At 56.6% G+C, this 15860-nt stretch carries 18 protein-coding genes; 12 read left to right on the plus strand and 6 right to left on the minus strand.

Annotated elements, in window-relative coordinates:
* The first annotated feature begins 242 nt into the window (after positions 1-242).
* Positions 243-683, plus strand: a complete 441-nt coding sequence (locus tag ACN0XZ_RS00475; RefSeq protein WP_417455734.1) for a gamma-glutamylcyclotransferase family protein — start codon at positions 243-245, stop codon at positions 681-683.
* A 76-nt stretch (positions 684-759) separates the two neighbouring features.
* Here the strand turns inward: ACN0XZ_RS00475 and ACN0XZ_RS00480 are convergent, their stop codons facing one another.
* Positions 760-2124 carry a methyl-accepting chemotaxis protein gene (locus ACN0XZ_RS00480; RefSeq protein WP_417455735.1) on the minus strand — a complete coding sequence of 455 codons (1365 nt, stop codon included), beginning with the start codon at positions 2122-2124 and terminating at the stop codon, positions 760-762.
* Positions 2125-2324: 200 nt separating this feature from the next.
* On the opposite strand from ACN0XZ_RS00480, the gene ACN0XZ_RS00485 reads away from it, so the two are divergent.
* Both ACN0XZ_RS00485 and ACN0XZ_RS00490 read left to right on the plus strand, forming a co-directional pair.
* Complete coding sequence (locus tag ACN0XZ_RS00485) at positions 2325-2531, plus strand: YqaE/Pmp3 family membrane protein (RefSeq protein ID WP_417455736.1); 207 nt, start codon at positions 2325-2327, stop codon at positions 2529-2531.
* Positions 2532-2543: 12 nt separating this feature from the next.
* On the plus strand, positions 2544-2789 hold the full coding sequence (locus ACN0XZ_RS00490) for a GlsB/YeaQ/YmgE family stress response membrane protein (RefSeq protein WP_417455737.1): 246 nt from the start codon (positions 2544-2546) through the stop codon (positions 2787-2789).
* Between the two features lie 12 nt (positions 2790-2801).
* On the opposite strand, the gene ACN0XZ_RS00495 is transcribed toward ACN0XZ_RS00490, so the two are convergent.
* A complete protein-coding gene (locus ACN0XZ_RS00495; protein WP_417455738.1) occupies positions 2802-3941 on the minus strand; it encodes an NAD(P)/FAD-dependent oxidoreductase in 1140 nt (379 codons plus the stop codon).
* A 141-nt stretch (positions 3942-4082) separates the two neighbouring features.
* Here ACN0XZ_RS00495 and hisN point away from each other — a divergent pair, with 141 nt between their 5' ends.
* Entirely contained in the window at positions 4083-4883 is an 801-nt protein-coding gene (gene hisN, locus ACN0XZ_RS00500; RefSeq protein ID WP_417455739.1) for a histidinol-phosphatase, read from the plus strand.
* Positions 4884-4887: 4 nt separating this feature from the next.
* Here hisN and ACN0XZ_RS00505 read toward each other — a convergent pair whose 3' ends face one another.
* From ACN0XZ_RS00505 to ACN0XZ_RS00520, 4 genes are all read right to left on the minus strand, one after another.
* Positions 4888-5988, minus strand: coding sequence for an alpha/beta fold hydrolase (locus tag ACN0XZ_RS00505; protein WP_417455740.1), 1101 nt, complete (start codon positions 5986-5988; stop codon positions 4888-4890).
* Between the two features lie 106 nt (positions 5989-6094).
* Positions 6095-6562 carry a TadE/TadG family type IV pilus assembly protein gene (locus ACN0XZ_RS00510; protein WP_417455741.1) on the minus strand — a complete coding sequence of 156 codons (468 nt, stop codon included), beginning with the start codon at positions 6560-6562 and terminating at the stop codon, positions 6095-6097.
* Positions 6562-7035 carry a TadE/TadG family type IV pilus assembly protein gene (locus tag ACN0XZ_RS00515; protein ID WP_417455742.1) on the minus strand — a complete coding sequence of 158 codons (474 nt, stop codon included), beginning with the start codon at positions 7033-7035 and terminating at the stop codon, positions 6562-6564. Before ACN0XZ_RS00515 ends, ACN0XZ_RS00510 begins: the two co-directional genes overlap by 1 nt.
* A 2-nt stretch (positions 7036-7037) precedes the next feature.
* A complete protein-coding gene (locus ACN0XZ_RS00520; protein ID WP_417455743.1) occupies positions 7038-8321 on the minus strand; it encodes a TadE/TadG family type IV pilus assembly protein in 1284 nt (427 codons plus the stop codon).
* 338 nt (positions 8322-8659) lie between these two features.
* Between ACN0XZ_RS00520 and ACN0XZ_RS00525 the strand changes: the two genes are divergently transcribed.
* From ACN0XZ_RS00525 to ACN0XZ_RS00560, 8 genes are all read left to right on the plus strand, one after another.
* On the plus strand, positions 8660-10138 hold the full coding sequence (locus tag ACN0XZ_RS00525) for a pilus assembly protein TadG-related protein (RefSeq protein ID WP_417455744.1): 1479 nt from the start codon (positions 8660-8662) through the stop codon (positions 10136-10138).
* Positions 10135-10704, plus strand: coding sequence for a TadE/TadG family type IV pilus assembly protein (locus ACN0XZ_RS00530; protein ID WP_417455745.1), 570 nt, complete (start codon positions 10135-10137; stop codon positions 10702-10704). The genes ACN0XZ_RS00525 and ACN0XZ_RS00530 overlap by 4 nt, the downstream gene beginning before the upstream one ends.
* A complete protein-coding gene (locus ACN0XZ_RS00535) occupies positions 10691-11269 on the plus strand; it encodes a TadE/TadG family type IV pilus assembly protein (RefSeq protein WP_417455746.1) in 579 nt (192 codons plus the stop codon). Before ACN0XZ_RS00530 ends, ACN0XZ_RS00535 begins: the two co-directional genes overlap by 14 nt.
* Positions 11270-11868: 599 nt before the next feature.
* Positions 11869-12090 (plus strand): Flp family type IVb pilin, encoded by a 222-nt coding sequence (locus ACN0XZ_RS00540; protein WP_417455747.1) that lies wholly within the window; start codon positions 11869-11871, stop codon positions 12088-12090.
* A gap of 125 nt (positions 12091-12215) precedes the next feature.
* Complete coding sequence (locus ACN0XZ_RS00545) at positions 12216-12707, plus strand: A24 family peptidase (RefSeq protein ID WP_417455748.1); 492 nt, start codon at positions 12216-12218, stop codon at positions 12705-12707.
* Between the two features lie 78 nt (positions 12708-12785).
* Complete coding sequence (gene cpaB / locus ACN0XZ_RS00550) at positions 12786-13682, plus strand: Flp pilus assembly protein CpaB (protein WP_417455749.1); 897 nt, start codon at positions 12786-12788, stop codon at positions 13680-13682.
* Positions 13679-15136 (plus strand): type II and III secretion system protein family protein, encoded by a 1458-nt coding sequence (locus tag ACN0XZ_RS00555; protein WP_417455750.1) that lies wholly within the window; start codon positions 13679-13681, stop codon positions 15134-15136. Before cpaB ends, ACN0XZ_RS00555 begins: the two co-directional genes overlap by 4 nt.
* Before the next feature lie 15 nt (positions 15137-15151).
* A complete protein-coding gene (locus ACN0XZ_RS00560; protein WP_417455751.1) occupies positions 15152-15856 on the plus strand; it encodes a CpaD family pilus assembly lipoprotein in 705 nt (234 codons plus the stop codon).
* Positions 15857-15860 lie beyond the last annotated feature (4 nt).

The raw sequence follows: 15860 nt of genomic DNA on the forward strand, positions 1-15860 counted from the left end.
CCCTGACTTAATTCCATACTTAAAAAGGCTATAGCCAGCCCTGCCCCCAAATCCCCAAAATTTGGATAAAACTGTATGGACACCACTAAGCACAATCAAGCTCTAAACCGGTCTCCATCACAAATGTTTAGTGATAGGGAAACACAGGTTTAACCTTGGTGCTAGCATGAGAGAATATATTGACGTGGGGCCAGCTTACATGCACTCATTGGCATATGTCTGGAATGATGGGAGGGTAAGACGTGGCTGAACGCAAGGTACAGGTGTTTTTCTACGGGTCTTTCATGAACCTGAAAGTGCTGGAAGAAGCGGGGCTCAAGAAGCGCCCGTTCGCGCCTGCCTGCATCCATGGGTATGAGCTTACCGTGCAGCCGCACGCCAATATCACGGAATCCGGCGACGGTGTTGTCTACGGCATCCTTGCCAATATGACCCACGCGGAGCTTGAGGTGCTGTATGGTGGCCATCTGGCCAGCATCACAGATGCGCCCTATCACCCGGAAGCCATGCTTGTGTTCACGCGGGGCGGCAAGATCGCCCCTGCCATGGTGTATATCGCAACCGATATGAAACCGGGCATCGCAGATGGCGTTTATATTGACCGGCTGATCAAGGCCGCGTCAGACTATGGTTTCCCCGCCTGGTACCGGGAACGCATCGCGTCTTTCAAAGCGCCGGACTAAACCTGAGCGATTTGCATCTGAACAAAAAAAGCCCGGCATACGCCGGGCTTTTTTTATGTGTTCTAAGGATGCCGCTTTAGCTGCGCATGCGCTCAAGGAAGCGGTTCACCGCACTTTCAAGCACGCTCGCCTGTTCGGTCAACTCGCCTGAGTTATCGTTCACCACCTTCGCAGCGCCTGAGCTTTTGCTCGTCATCTCCTGCACCCGGCCAACGTTCTGGCCAAGGTTCGCGGTGCCCTGGCTTGCGTTCTGCACGCTGCGACCAATCTCACCCGTTGAGGCTTCCTGCTCCACCACCGCTGCCGCGATCATGGATGAAATCTCGCTTACCTGATTGATGGTTTTATGGATCTGGTTCACCGCATCCACCGTGTCGCGGGTGGCGGTTTGCATGGCGTTAACCTGCTCTTCAATCTCCTGAGTGGCGCGCGCGGTCTGGTTCGCGAGGCTCTTCACCTCACTCGCGACCACGGCAAAGCCTTTGCCCGCCTCGCCCGCACGGGCGGCCTCAATGGTGGCGTTAAGCGCCAAAAGGTTGGTCTGCTCAGCGATATCATTGATGAGGTGGATAACCTCCGCGATGCGCTCAGACGCGCTTGAAAGCGAGCCAACACGCCCTTCCGCGTCCTTCGCCACAGTCATCGCGTTTGTGGTGATGGAGTTCGCCTGCTCAACCTGGGTGCGGATCTCACCAATTGCACCGGTGAGGCCTTCGGCGGCTTCCGCCACGGTGATCATATCCTGGCTGGTGGCATCGGTCGCGCTCGCCGCCGCGTTCACCTCAAGCGAGGTCTGCTCAATGGCATCCGTCATGGTGTGCGCAGCCATCTGCAGTTCCGCCACCGCGCTTGAGAGCGACTGGATCACACCAGAGACTTCACTTTCAAAACTTTGCGCCATATCAAGCTGCATCTGGCGGCGCTCTTCCGCCATGGCGCGGTCCCGTGCGATTTCTTCCTCGCGCTGGCGCACCTCCTCGGCGTGCTGCTGTTCTTCAAAAGCGCGCTCTTCCGCTTCGCGCTGGGCACGGGCATCGTCTGCCTCCTGCCTCAGCCGCGCGGCGTCGATAGCCTTCTGGCGCATCACCTCAGCGGCGCGCGCCATGGCCGCGATGCCATCACCATGGTCAGGGTCTGAGATCGCTTTGTCATAATTACCATCAGACAGGCCGGTCAGCTCGTTTTGCAAAACCCGAAGCGGCTTCATAATGCTCGCAGTGATCGATACGGAAAGTGTGAGGATCAACACCACCATGATGCCGGTCAGTACCCACACAAACTGCTGGTCGCGCGCAAACTGGGCATCGCTTACGTTCCCGGCCTGCAGCTCGTGAATAAGAGTGGAATACTCAAACATAATGAGCGCCATGCCAAAGAAGGCCAGCACCGTAAGCGCCCAGATGCGCACATTCACCTTAAACTTACGCAGAAAATTCGTCATATTCGACCTTTAGCCCCATCAACTACATTCAACCGCGACCCACCTTTGCGTCATTAGCACAAGGACTATGGCACGCGCACAAAAAAAATGCGCTTTCCCCTATCGTACGTGAAAATCTTGAAACGCAGGCGCGGCGTTCCCACATCTATATTTATAAAACAAATAAACATGACGACTTAGCGAGGAAATAGGAGAAGCAAATGCGCCTGATCTTGGCCATTATCTTTCCACCCCTGGTATTCTTTACCATCAACCGGCCCTTTCAGGGCTTGATGAACGCCTTTTTGTGGCTCACCATCATCGGGTGGCCTGTGGCGGCAATCTGGGCGATCTATTCGCTCAGCCAGTTCCGGAATGACGAACTGAGGCGCGAGCTTGAATATGGCCGCCGCTATAGCCGCTACTAAAGGGGGAATATCATGATCAGCACTATCATATTGGGCGCCCTTGTTGGCTTCCTCACCGGGCATATCATGCGCGGGGAAGGCTTCGGGGCCATTGGCAACATCGTGCTTGGCATTTTTGGCGGTATCGTCGGGCGCTTCCTGTTTGGCGTCATCGGCCTTGGCCCAACGGGGCTTATCGGCGACATCATCGCGGGCGTTGTGGGCGCGGTGATCCTTGTTTATGCCTTCGGGGAAACCCGGCGCAGACGGCACCGGTAACACGAAAAACGCCTACTCGGCCGCCAGCTTGCCAAAACGCGCGGGTGCATAGACCTCCGGCCTCACACCAGCATGCGTGAGATAGGTTGGAAGCGAATACCCAAGCAGTAGGCTGGCCGCCATGTCTGACCACGCGGGCGAGGTCTGGATACCGTATCCGCCCTGACCTGCGTTCCAGAAAAACGCCGGACTATCACTTGCAAAGCCCACAACCGGAGCCTTGTCGCGCGCGAAGGTGCGCAGGCCCGCCCATTTGGCGTCAATGCGGGCAACTTTGGCGCCTGTTGTCCTCTCAAAATAATCGGCGGCCATGGCGACATCTTCCATCTCGGGCTGCGCGTCACACGCAACGCTCAGGCTTTCATCCGCCGGGGAGATCAGATAGCCCTCCCCCTCTGGCTTGAAATAGAAATCCTCATCCGCATCCACAATCAGCGAGCCATGCCTGTCAAAGGGCCGCCCCTCAGGCGCAGGGATGGTGATGATGGTGCGGCGAAGCGGCTCAAGCGCAAGCGCCTGCACACCAGCCCGGCGCGCCACCTCATCGGCCCAGGCACCCGCTGAGTTCACAAGGTATCTTGCCTTGATCTGGCCTGTGCGGGTTTTTACGTGCCAGCGCTGGCCGTCATAGGCCGCAGCTTCAAAACGGTCCCCCAGCGTAAGCGCAGCCCCCATCTGCTTCGCGGCGCGCAGGTACCCCTGATGGAGCGCGGCGACATCCAAATTGCCGCAGTCCGGGTCCCAGATACCGCCCGCGATCAGGCTGCCGTCCAGATAGGGCGCGCGCCGCAGCACCTCGTCTCGTGTGATCAGGCGCACGCCTTCAATGGCCACAAGGCTTTTGAAGGTTTCCTCTGCCGCCCGGCGTTGGTCTTCCCGGAAAATATGAATAGCGCCCATGGGGTTAATGAGCGGCGTATCCGTAAAGCCTTCAGGCGGAGTATGGAGAAAGGCTTTAGATGCCGTGGTAAGCGGCTGTAGTTTCGGCCCGCCATAGGTTTCCGCATAAAAGGCGGCAGACCGGCCCGTGGTGTGATAGCCGGCCTGATCTTCCATATCCATCATGAGCACACGGGCATGGGACGCCAACCGGTAGGCGATACCCGCCCCGGCTATTCCGGCTCCAATGATCAAAAAATCCGTCTCGGTCATCACAGTTCCCGTTGCTCAAGCTTGCGCAATATGTGATCTAAAGTGAGCGCAATGGCAAGGCACCGGCCTTGAAAAATCATTGCATGCACAGAAAACAATATCTAAACGCACCAACTTCCAGACGTTTCAAGGGGACAAGCCGTGACATCATCCATCAGCCCACAGGAAATCGAAACCTTAAAAGCTTTCGCCTGCGAGCTGGCCGATGCCGCCGCAGCTGTGACCCTGAAATACTTCAAAAAAACCATCCCGGTAACAGACAAAGACAAGGGCGCAGGCTTTGACCCCGTTACCAAGGCAGACCAGGGGGCGGAAGAAGCCATCCGCGCGCTGATCGAGGCCCGCTACCCGGACCACGGCATTTTTGGTGAAGAGTTTGGCATCAAGAAAACCGACGGCCCGTTTGAATGGGTGCTGGACCCGGTGGACGGCACACGGGCTTTTATCTCCGGCCTGCCCACATGGGGTACACTCATTGGCCTTCGGCACAACGGCGTGCCTATCATCGGTGTGGTAGACCAACCCTATATACGGGAACGCTATCTTGGTTGGCCGGGTGGCGCGAGCCTGAACGGTGAGCCTATCCGCACCCGCGCTTGCAAAAGCCTTGACGAAGCGACCATTTCAACGACCGACAGCGCGCTGTTCAAAAACCATGAGCTCCCGGCATTTGACGAGATCCTCAAGCGGTCAAAACTGAACCGCTACGGGCTTGACTGTTATGCCTATGCCATTGTATCGGCTGGCCATATGGATTTGGTGATCGAATCCGGCCTCAAACCCTATGACATGATGGCGCTGATCCCCGTGCTACGCGGCGCAGGCGGCAGCGCCACCAACTGGGAAGGTGACGCACCGGGCGACTGCGGGCGGCTGCTCGCGGTTGGTGACCCGGCGCTTCTTGAAGAAGTGCTGCCCATCCTTGAAGGCACTAAAGCTTAAGAGCTTATTTGCCCTCGCTGGCTTTCACGAACGGGCCGAAGTCAGGCCCGTTTTCAAGGTCGATAAACTCTGCGATGGCTTCCCAAAGCTCGCCCCTGATCTCGTCCGTTTCTTTCAGGATTTCATGCATGGCGCCTTTGATGACCACAAGGCGGCCATGGGGCAGCCGGGCGGCGAAGGCCGTTTGCGCGTCATTGTCCACAATGCGGTCTTTCTCCGCCTGCAGCATCAAAACCGGTGTGGCGATTGCTTCCGGGTAACCGGGCTCATTGAGTTTATCGCAAGACTTGATGGCCTCATGCAGCCAGCGATAGGTGGCCCCGCCAACCGCCAATCGGCGGTCTTTTTCCTGAATGAAATAATCCTCATCCTTGAAGCGCTCGTCATCATGGGTCAGCTTCTTGCGCCAGCCCCAGCGCCCTTCCTTGAAGGCTGTGTGGCCGGGGATATAGGCTGCCCCGCGCCCCAGCGCCCGCATCAACATCGGCAGGCCGTTCACGATAAATTTGGGCAGGCCACCGGTGAAGATTTTCACCATAGGCGCAACGGTGATGGCCGCATCCGCATAACCGGGGCAATCATGCAGGAAACGCAGGATCACATGGCTACCGGCGGAATGACCCATCAGGATAAAGGGCTTTGGCATCTTGCCGATCAGCTTCTGCTCAAAAAACTGGCGCACGTCATCAATGTGCGGGTCGAACGAGCGCACGAAGTGTTTTTCCCTGTTGGGGTGCGGGCGATACGACATGCCCTGCCCGCGCAAGTCCATGGCCGCGCACGCAAAACCAAGCTGGTTGAAGATATGAACATCCTCAAGGAATTTTTCGATAAACTCGGTGCGGCCAGGCAGGAAAATAATGGTGCCTTTGGGCTCGATCACCTTGCTGGCAGGAAAGCGTGCATAGCGAATCTGTTCATCATCACTTGAGGTGAAATAGTTGAAAACCGAGTCTTCCGGCACTTCACGGCGGTGCTGTTTGGCGTAAGCCATAAAGGCAGGACCGGGCCTGCCGCTTGCAGCACTTCCTGTCGTTACGGTTTCCGGGCTCTCACTTGCTGTCGCTGGCGCTACCTCATTGAGCGCGGCTTCTTCTTCACTCATCTGCCTTGCTGTCCCCTGCTTCCTCTTGTCAAAAAGGTAGACATCATTAAGGCGTTCGCACAAGGCAAAAGTGAGGCGAAATTGGGCATGCGACCACCCGGAAGCGTTATGTGGTGGGGATTTCTTCGGTGATAAAGCCTTTGGATTCGCCAGAAAGCGAAAGGCTGTTTGCATTCTCACCCCCCAGAAGGGCGCCATACGGCAGGATGGGTGTGTAATTATAGCGCACCTGCACAGTCACGAGCTTGGTCTGGTCCGCCGGGTCAACGGGGGCAGTGACGAGGATAGCTGTCAAATGCTCGTGCGTCAGGCCAATAAGCGCCGCCCGCGCCTTGTCCTGCACTTCTTCCGTGGTGGCATCATAATGCACCAGCGCGTAGCGCGTGGCTTCCTCCGCCGCGTGGATAATCACCCCTTGGGTGTAGGCAAGGCGGCACATCTCCACAAAAAACATGATGGTCGCAATATAAACCGGGAAGGTCAGCGCAAATTCTACCGCTGACGCGCCGCTTTCATCACGGCGAAGACGCCTGATGGCACGTGCAATTTTCATGTGTGAGAGCGCGCGCATCATCAGTTCAGCCTCACCGTCACGCTTTCAGAGAGCTTCAGGTCGTTCGCAACACCGGGCACCCCAAAAAACATACTATAGCTTTCAGAGATGGTGATCTCGAGATAGGCGGCCCTCAGGGAGCCATCCTCACACGTCAGGTCCTGCCCGCCCTCACCTGTGCAGTCAATCGACGTGCCGTCCGGGCATTCACAGAACATAACGGTGCCAATGGCACGGTCTTTATTGTCATTCTCTGCCGGGGCGGCAGCGATAACAGCATTCACAATGGCGCTGAAATCATCATCGACCGGTTTACGGACCAGCGCATATTGCATGCCCGCCCGCGCGGCATTCGCCAGTTGCACATTGCGGCTGTAGACTAGGCCAAAATCAAGAATGCCAACGGCCATCACGCCAATCACGCTCATGATCAGTGCCGTCTCCACCGCGATGGAGCCGTCGTCTTTCTTCAAAAATTTCTTCAGCAAAGCCATCATCATTCCACCAGTTGAATGCGTACCTGCGGGCTGATTTCCATATCCAGCGACGTACAGATCGCGTCGTCATTGCCGATATGGCTGCTGCCGGTAAACCTCACCGTAGCGCCAAACACCTGCAAGCAGGATGGATCTGCCGCAGCACCGCCGGTGAACGTCAGGTCGGTGCTCGGGAAATATAACACACCGTCAAGCTGCAGGTTTGCGCCGCCGTTAAATACAGACGCATTTTTCTTGCCCCTATAGGTGGCGTCCCCGTCCTGCACAAACAGCATGCCGGTATAGTCACCCGACGTGGGCGCGGATAGCGTGGCTGTCGCGCCGCCGTTGATATTCACATAACCAACCTGATCACCCGTGGTGCCGGTCATAACAAACGCCACCTCGCTGCCTGAAAACTCAGCGCCACCGTTGGCGGTAAAGTTGCCGTTCTCAATCACATAGGTGCCGGGCTCAAACACCACATTGCTACCCTTGATATCAATGCCGCCACAATACCGGCCCGGGGTCAGCACCATATCGTCGCCCGCGTCTACCGTGCCCGTATAGTCGCACGAGGTGATGGGCGGCATGGTGACATCTTTATAAGGGTCCGTTACCGGCTCTGAGAAGGTCTGCAACGGGCTGTTGGTTGTCAGCGTCGCATTGCCATCCACCGCAATGTCACCCACCGCCATGGCCGGGTCTGCTGTGAGGCTGGCGTTACCGCCCACATAGATCGATTCTTCGCTGGTGGAGTTGGAAGCCACGCCGCAGTCCGCCACCACATCTGCGGTGCCGGAGAAATCAAGCGCCCTGTCGGCGGTTTCATCAAGCGCCACAATGCACTGTGTGCCGATGATAAGCGTACCCGCCACCGCGCGGCCCGCCACCGTGACGTCAAGCGGCTGTTCGCTCACGGCACCATAAAAGGCGTTCAGGAAATTAAGCGGCACATTGCGGGAGACCACGATCTCCATAAAGCCGTCTTTGCCGGCATAGTCGCCTTTGGTGGGCGGGGTGTTGACGGTTACGCTATCCGTATCCGCATCATACCCCTTGTCATCAAGGAACACCGACACCCGGTCTGCGAGCGCCTGGTCTTCAAAATAGTGGCCTGAATGCACGGCCTCAATCGCCGCCATGTCGCTGAGGTTCTGAACCACACGGCGATGCATATACCAACCGGTTGCGTCAACACCCAACCCTGCGAACCCGAGGATCATCGGCATCAAGACAGCCGTCAGCGTCATCGTGCCTGCCGTCTCGTCCCGGCAGAGCCTGCTTAATGTATTGTAAGTCATGGGATCGACTCACCTTGCCTGAAAACGCCCCAACGCGTGCCTCGGGTAACTTTAGTGTAAAACCCGTTAACAAGCGGTGCATGATTAGGGCTGATTTTAGCAAAATGCCGCGCACGGCCTTATAGGAGGCGTTTCCCTAAGCCACTGAAAGGAATGCCGGAATACAGATTGTATGCCTTGCAATCTGTAGCTGCGTGACTGCCGCTTCCCTCGAATTTTAAGCAAATTTTTCCCGTCTGTTTACAGCAAGATGGGGACGTCGTTCCAATAAGGTGTGGTCGCCATCAGGCAGGCGGCCCGGTATCGAGAGATACAAGTGTTGAGAGGTACAGGCAACCATGGCACACAAAGGCAAAGCCAGCACACATTCATCCATAACCCGCATGCGGTCTTTCATGAAGGACGACCGTGGCGGTTTTATGCCCGCGATTGCAGGCAGCATATTGATGCTTACGGGGGCGGCGGGTGTGGCGATTGATGGCGCGCGCATGTATCACGTCAAGGATGTGCTTCAAAAATCGCTCGACAGTGCCGGGCTCGCGGCAGGGCACGCCATGTCTGTGGATACCATGGAAGCTGACGCGCACGAGTTTTTCAACGCCAATGTGGCGTCTATCTCCAACGTGGCAACCAGCAGCGAAATGGTGGTGGACATCAGTGACGACCAGGAGCTGATCACGCTGACGGCCACCGCAACCGTTGAAGCGAGCTTCATGCGGCTTTTTGGTTTTGGCGAAATTACCGTAAGCGCCAGCACAGAGGTAAGTCGCGAAACCCGCGGCATGGAACTGGTGCTGGTGATGGACAACACAGGCTCCATGCGCTGGGACAACAAGATCGACACCATGAAGACGGCAGCCACCAATCTCATCAACATTGTTTATGGGGACGATGAGACCAACACCAACCTGTGGGCGGGCGTGGTGCCTTATATCACTCATGTGAATGTGGGCAACGCGCATGATGAATGGCTGTCCGAGGCCGGTAAAACGCGGGTGGACAATGAATATTATGGCACCGAATGGAAGGGCTGCCTTGAAGCCCGCGCGGGCGGTGAGGACGAGACCGACACCCCACCAAATGAAGCGCCGTTTGAGCCTTTTTACTGGGCAGATACAGACCCCTACTGGAAGAAGGACCGGTGGGGAAACTGGAAGAAGATCAATAAGGACAACAACTGGATCAATGACAGCAAAGGCACCGTCACCATCAATGAGGTGAACGACAGCGGCGATGCCCTTGGCCCCAACCGGGGGTGCGCGAGCGAGATAACCCCGCTGGTGGCAGAAAAATCCAAACTGCTGGACGCCATTGACGTGATGGAGCCCTGGAGCTTTGGCGGCACCGCAGCCAACTATGGCCTTGTGTGGGGCTGGCGGGTGATAAGCCCACGCTGGCGCGGGTATTGGACCGGCAGCCCGGCTTACCTGCCGCTTGATCACGATACTCCTTATATGGACAAGGTGATCGTGATGCTGACCGACGGTGTGAATGAGCTGATTGAGCAGGATAGCGAACTTGGCGGCTCTGACTACACGGCCTTTGGGCGGCTGTATGACTTTGGCTATTCAAATATTGACGACGCACGGGACGAGTTTGACGACCGGTTCGACCGGATCTGCCAGAACATTAAAAACGACGGTATCCTGATCTATACCATCACCTTTGGTTCAACACCTGATGATGACACAAAGTCGGCCTATTCGGCCTGTGCCTCAAACCCGGCGTTTTATTTCCATGCCCCAACGGCAGATTCGCTCACCGAAGCTTTTGAGCAGATCGGGCGGCAGCTTTCAAACCTCAGGCTATCCAAATGATGTGGCGGGCGGGCATAAAGCTGCTGCGCCGCCTTATCCGGCGCGAGGACGGTGTTGCAGCGATTGAGGCCGCGCTCGGCCTCCCGATCCTGCTCACCATGATTGTGGGCGTGCTGGAGCTGACCAATATCTATTTTGTGTCAGCGTCGCTTGAGAACTCTGTCATGCGGGCATCGCGTTTTGGTATCACCGGCTCGATAGACGAAGGCTCCACCCGTGAGGAACAGGTGCGGGCGATTATCGCGAAGCAAACCTTCGGCCGGGTGGATATGAATGAAGTGCAGATCGAAACACTGGTTTATGAGCAGTTTGGCGATATCGGCCAGCCGGAACCCTATACGGACCAGAACGAGAGTGGCTCCTACGAGTTTGGCGAACCCTTCACGGATGTGAACGGCAACGGCCAGTGGGACGACGACATGGCCACCGCCGGGCTTGGGGAAGCGGGAGACATTGTGCTTTACCGCGTGCGCTATACGTCCCCCAGCATCACCGGCCTTTTTGACTGGGCGACCCGCGCGGTCAATATCTCTGCAACAGTGGCGGTGCGCAATGAGCCTTATTAAACGCATCAGGCGCTTTGAGCGCACTATCCGCCGCCTGTGTGGTGACACCCGTGGGGCTGTGCTGACAGAGCTCGCGCTCTCTGCCCCCATCTATCTTATCTTTTTTGTGGGCACGGTGGAGGTAGGCAACTATCTGCTGATGACGCTCAAGCTGCAGCATACTGTTGTTTCAATCGCGGACCTTGTGACGCGGGATGAGACCATCTCTGAAGATGTGATCGACGATATCTTCAAGGCGGTGCCGCAGATATTGACACCCTTCCCCACCGGTGACCAGTCGGTGACCATCGTTTCAGCCATCAGCCAGACGGAGGATGTTGTTGCCTCTGTCTTCTGGCAGCGAAATGGCGGCGGCACCCTGCAGGCAGACAGTGAATTTGGTGCCGAGGGTGACCCCGTTGCCCTGCCGGAGGGTTTGACCCTTCGGGATGATGAAACCATCCTGGCGACCGAAATATACTATGAATATGAGCCGCTGATTTTCGACTTTATCCCCGCGCGTACGATCCGGAAGGCATCCTACTTCCGTCCTCGTATCGGCTCCTTGCAGGAAATGGAGCCCTAGGAGGCTCCTGATAGCCGCGAGAGGTCTCTCAGGCTGCGTCCGTGAGTGAGTTCGTGCAAGGGGGGGCATCCACGCGCCTATGAGCACCCTGCCCACGCCACACCTCACCCAAAACCTGCCCCTAAAGCCGCCACACTTGCGCCGCACATTCGCGCACAGTTTCGCCACACCCCTATAGGAAGTCCAGATCCCTATATGAAGTTGTGGGAGACTCGCCTCCCGCGCCCGGAAGAATCACCCTTATTTGGGGTAAATGGCGGAAAGGAATCGGCTTTCATTTATGAAAAAGGTGAAAATTTTTATACATTTCCCCTGAAAACCAGCGCGAAAAATACTCCCTTTCCGCGATCCAGCCGCCCACAAACACAAGAATATCTACGATCCTGCCCTCACCATCGCCCGTTCCCACACTATGGCGGTTACGAATTCTCCTGTGGATTCAAGACTTTGGTTTACTCGTTAAAATTTGATGTAAATTTGCGCTTCATTTTACGCTAACCATTTGTAAACAAAAGCATTTTTCCGTTTGCCGTTAACTTTTTATTTAGGGGTCAGGTCCTATAAGTGGGACATCCAATCTTGGCAGCTGGAGAAAACCAATGATGAAACTACTGACTAAATTCCGTCGTGATGAAGAAGGCGCTACCGCCATTGAATATGGTCTTATCGCCGCTCTGATCGCAATTGCACTGATTACAGCGCTTAACACCCTCGGCGATTCGCTTTCCACCAAGTTCGGTGAAGTCTCAACCGCCGTTGATGAAGCTGGCGATGCAGACGCACCTGCTGAAGATCCACCAGCAGAAGACCCACCTGCGTAAGTCGGTGATACTTAGGGTTAAGTACTAAGCTTATCAAAAGCCGTCGGGGGACGATTTTTCCGGCGGCTTTTTTACTGAAACGCAGGACCAGGTAATCCTAATTTCAGATCTCAGGCACAGAAAAAATGCAGGCAGCATTTCTAATTGAGACAGGCACTTATATCGCCCTTGCTGGCGCCCTTATCGTGGCAGCGATCAGCGATATACGCACCCGGCGGATTGCCAACTGGCTTTCGCTTTTCATCGTCGCTTTGTTTGTGGTGGCAGCCATAACCAGAACGATAGCGGGTGTGGAGCTGATAGCAGCTGTTGTCTGGCCGCTTGCAACGGGGCTTTTTGTCTTCCTTGTTGGGCTTGGCGCTTTCGCCGCCGGGCTGATGGGAGGCGGTGATGTAAAGCTCCTGGCCGCTGTGGCGCTGATGGCGGGCCCCTCTTTTGCCCTTCCGTTTGTGCTCTACACCGCGGTTTTTGGCGGCTTGATTGCCGCAGCCATGCTGGTGTGGCAACGGCTCGAGAAAGAGCCCTCGCCCTTTTTGATGAAAGTCCCTTATGGGGTTGCCATCATGGCCGGTGGTCTTTGGGTCTGTATGCATAGGATTTCTGCGGTTTCTGCCTGAGTTAAGACAGTTTTTTAACCCTTGTGTGCGATCCTCGTCGCCCTTGGGTAGGCAAAATGGAAGCCAGGAGGGGCAGCAATGAACCCCAGAAGTCTGATCCTTATCGTTCTCGCCGGTGTTGGCGTCATGGTGGTGGTTTTCCTCACCAGAAGCTATCTCGGTGGGCTGGAAAGCCAACAAACCGCACAGGTCGCGCGGCAAGAGGTAGCCGCTGCCAAAATCATGGTGGCTGCACGCAAGCTCCCTGTTGGCACGATTATCAAGCCTGAGGATGTGAAATGGCAGCCCTGGCCGGAAACCGGCGTTAACGACGCTTATTATTCTTCCCGCAGCACGAAGGACCAAAAGGCCGAGACGCCTAAAGGCCTCGCTGGCAAAGTGGTCCGCAATCCTATCTCTAAAGGCGAACCCATTAGCCGCACTGCGCTTGTATCACAAGGAGAGCGCGGCTTCCTCGCGGCGATTCTGACACCCGGCATGCGGGCAACCACCATCAAGGTATCCGCCACCTCAGGCATTGGCGGCTTTATCTTCCCCGGTGACCGTGTCGATGTGATCCTGACCCATACGGTCGAGGTATCCCGCGCGCAGCGCTATAATATCTCTGAAACCGTGTTCCAGAACGTACGCGTGCTGGGTGTTGACCAGCGCACGGCCGCAAGCGGTGATCAGGTACGGGTCGCAAAAACCGCCACTATCGAGGTGACACCAAAGATGGCCGAAAAAGTGGCGATGCTTGAGAATATCGGCTCGCTCTCCCTCAGCCTCAGGAGCCTTGCGCACGGCGCGGATGGCCTGCCGGCGGACCCGGAAAGCCCACCGATCGACCGCACACTCACCCACACCATGGGCGATGAAATCAGCGAATTTATCCCGGCGATGGACGCCGAGAAGGGGGCAACACTTCGGGTTTCACGCGGCAGCAGCAGTTCTGTCGTCACGCTCGGTCGCACCAAAGAGGATTCCGACAAATGATCAGGCAAATCCCACATATGATGCAGCGTGCTACCGTCTGCCTGTCCCTGTGCTTCGGCATCGGCACGGCACTGGCACCCGCAGCAAGCGCTGAGGGGCTCAGAAATATTGAGGGCGCCAGCGTGATGGCGACAGCGTCGAAAAACCTCTCCATTGAGGTCAACAAAGGCACCCTCATCCGGCTTGACCGCCCGGCGAGCGAGATTTTCATCGCGAACCCCGAGGTGGCCGACGTTCAGGTTAAATCTGCCCGCGTCGTGTATATCTTCGGTAAGGCGCAGGGCGAGACAACCTTCTACGCGCTCGATAACGAAGACAACACCATCTACAGCTCAACCATACAGGTCACAAGGAACCTGAGCGCGCTGCGTTCAGCGTTTGACCAGATGCTGCCCGGTGTGCCCATCGAGGTCACCATGCTCGGACGTCTTGTTGTACTCAAAGGCTCGGTGGGTGGGCCCGATGAGGCCGCACTGGCAGAACGCCTGGCGCATACGGTTCTGGGCACTGATCAGGTGATGAACAGCCTGAATGTAACCCAGCCAACACAGGTAAACCTGCGGGTGCGTATCGCGGAAGTATCCCGCAGTGTGGTGAAGCAGCTTGGCTTCGCGTGGGAAGGTTTATACGGCACAGGCGATGTAGGCTTTGGATTGTTTCAGACCCGTAACGTTGCCGATATCATTGTGGACCCGGTAACCGAACTACCCACCAAGGTCTTTAACCCTGCGGCGGATGCCTTCAGCCTCATGGGCAGCGTTGGGGGTGGCGGGCTTGACCTCAACTGGGCCATTGATGCACTGGACCAGGAAGGTTTCCTGCGCGTCCTTGCTGAACCCAATCTCACAGCCCTGACGGGCCAGACGGCTAACTTCCTCGCAGGTGGTGAGTTCCCCATCCCGGTTCCAAGCCGTGACGGTATTGGTATCCAGTACCGCGAGTTTGGTGTGCAGCTCGAATTCACACCAACGGTGATGAACACAGGCCGTATTTCCATGCGGGTCCGCCCGGAAGTGAGCGACCTTTCAAGCGCCGGTGCAATCCGGGTTGAAGGCATCAGCGTGCCCTCAATCAGCACCCGCCGGGCTGAAACCACCGTTGAGCTGGGCTCTGGCCAGTCGTTCGCGATTGCGGGCCTGTTGCAGAACAATGTGGTTGAAGACTCGGATAAATTCCCGGGTCTTGGTGATATTCCGATCCTCGGCGCGCTGTTCCGCTCAGAGAAGTTCCGCCGTGAGGAAACCGAGCTTCTGATCGTTGTGACCCCTTATATCGTACGTCCTGTGTCTGACCGCCAGCTTGTGCTGCCGACGGACAAATTTATCGCCCCCACAGATATGGACCGGTTCCTCAATAACCGCCGCTGGGTGCCAACCGAGCCGGACGTGGCTTCCACCCTCGACAATGCCGATGGCGCTTCTTTGAAGAAGCGTGCTGGCTTCCAACTCGATTAAGGAAAGGCCCAAACGATGGTAAATCTATATAGAACATCCCTAACCAGCGTCTTGAAGCCAATCACTATCGGCCTCGCGCTTCTCGGCACCACAGCCTGCATGCACGACAATGTTGTTGAGCCAACGCTGGGTGAAACCATCAACCGTAACGCGGTGACCATGGTGCGACTTGGCCATACCATCACGGCGGAAGATGACGGCACCGACACGCCATCGGGCGCAACTTTTGCAGCCCTTGGTGCATTCCTCCTCAGCGTGAAAGCGGGCCACGGCGATATCATCATGATGGATAGCGCCAGCTCGACCGTGCGGCGGGATGCTGTTGCGGCTTACCTTAAAAAACGCGGCCTTGTATATGCCGGTGAAGCCCCCCTTGGGGAAGAACCCGCAGACGGCACCATCAACCTTTATGTTGAACGCTATATCGTGACCCCACCTGCCTGCGGCCGTTGGCCCAATGAAGCCAGCAACAATACACGCAACAACACCAGCAGCTATTTTGGCTGCGCCGTGACCTCAAACCTCGGCATGATGGTGGCGAACCCACGTGATTTGATTGCAGGTGAGAACGGCGGCAACTCAACAGCGGCAGCCGTTGGCGCGCTTTATACGCCAACACCGCAGCCCACAGGGCCAACCATGACCTTCTCAATCGATGGCATGCCCCCTGTCACCCAGCCTCTTCCTATGCCAAGCGCCCCGGCGCCAGGCAATAACTAAGGGG

Source organism: Kordiimonas sp., from assembly GCF_048264555.1.
Taxonomy (GTDB): Bacteria; Pseudomonadota; Alphaproteobacteria; order Sphingomonadales; family Kordiimonadaceae; genus Kordiimonas.

Coding starts and splice junctions, on each gene's coding strand:
- ACN0XZ_RS00530 (WP_417455745.1), top strand. CDS start 10,135: ATGATGTGGCGGGCGGGCATAAAGCTGCTGCGCCGCCTTATCCGGCGC.
- cpaB (WP_417455749.1), top strand. CDS start 12,786: ATGAACCCCAGAAGTCTGATCCTTATCGTTCTCGCCGGTGTTGGCGTC.
- ACN0XZ_RS00480 (WP_417455735.1), bottom strand. CDS start 2,124: ATGACGAATTTTCTGCGTAAGTTTAAGGTGAATGTGCGCATCTGGGCG.
- ACN0XZ_RS00540 (WP_417455747.1), top strand. CDS start 11,869: ATGATGAAACTACTGACTAAATTCCGTCGTGATGAAGAAGGCGCTACC.
- ACN0XZ_RS00495 (WP_417455738.1), bottom strand. CDS start 3,941: ATGACCGAGACGGATTTTTTGATCATTGGAGCCGGAATAGCCGGGGCG.
- ACN0XZ_RS00525 (WP_417455744.1), top strand. CDS start 8,660: ATGGCACACAAAGGCAAAGCCAGCACACATTCATCCATAACCCGCATG.
- ACN0XZ_RS00490 (WP_417455737.1), top strand. CDS start 2,544: ATGATCAGCACTATCATATTGGGCGCCCTTGTTGGCTTCCTCACCGGG.
- ACN0XZ_RS00520 (WP_417455743.1), bottom strand. CDS start 8,321: ATGACTTACAATACATTAAGCAGGCTCTGCCGGGACGAGACGGCAGGC.
- ACN0XZ_RS00545 (WP_417455748.1), top strand. CDS start 12,216: ATGCAGGCAGCATTTCTAATTGAGACAGGCACTTATATCGCCCTTGCT.
- ACN0XZ_RS00555 (WP_417455750.1), top strand. CDS start 13,679: ATGATCAGGCAAATCCCACATATGATGCAGCGTGCTACCGTCTGCCTG.
- ACN0XZ_RS00510 (WP_417455741.1), bottom strand. CDS start 6,562: ATGATGCGCGCGCTCTCACACATGAAAATTGCACGTGCCATCAGGCGT.
- ACN0XZ_RS00535 (WP_417455746.1), top strand. CDS start 10,691: ATGAGCCTTATTAAACGCATCAGGCGCTTTGAGCGCACTATCCGCCGC.
- ACN0XZ_RS00505 (WP_417455740.1), bottom strand. CDS start 5,988: ATGAGTGAAGAAGAAGCCGCGCTCAATGAGGTAGCGCCAGCGACAGCA.
- ACN0XZ_RS00560 (WP_417455751.1), top strand. CDS start 15,152: ATGGTAAATCTATATAGAACATCCCTAACCAGCGTCTTGAAGCCAATC.
- ACN0XZ_RS00485 (WP_417455736.1), top strand. CDS start 2,325: ATGCGCCTGATCTTGGCCATTATCTTTCCACCCCTGGTATTCTTTACC.
- ACN0XZ_RS00515 (WP_417455742.1), bottom strand. CDS start 7,035: ATGGCTTTGCTGAAGAAATTTTTGAAGAAAGACGACGGCTCCATCGCG.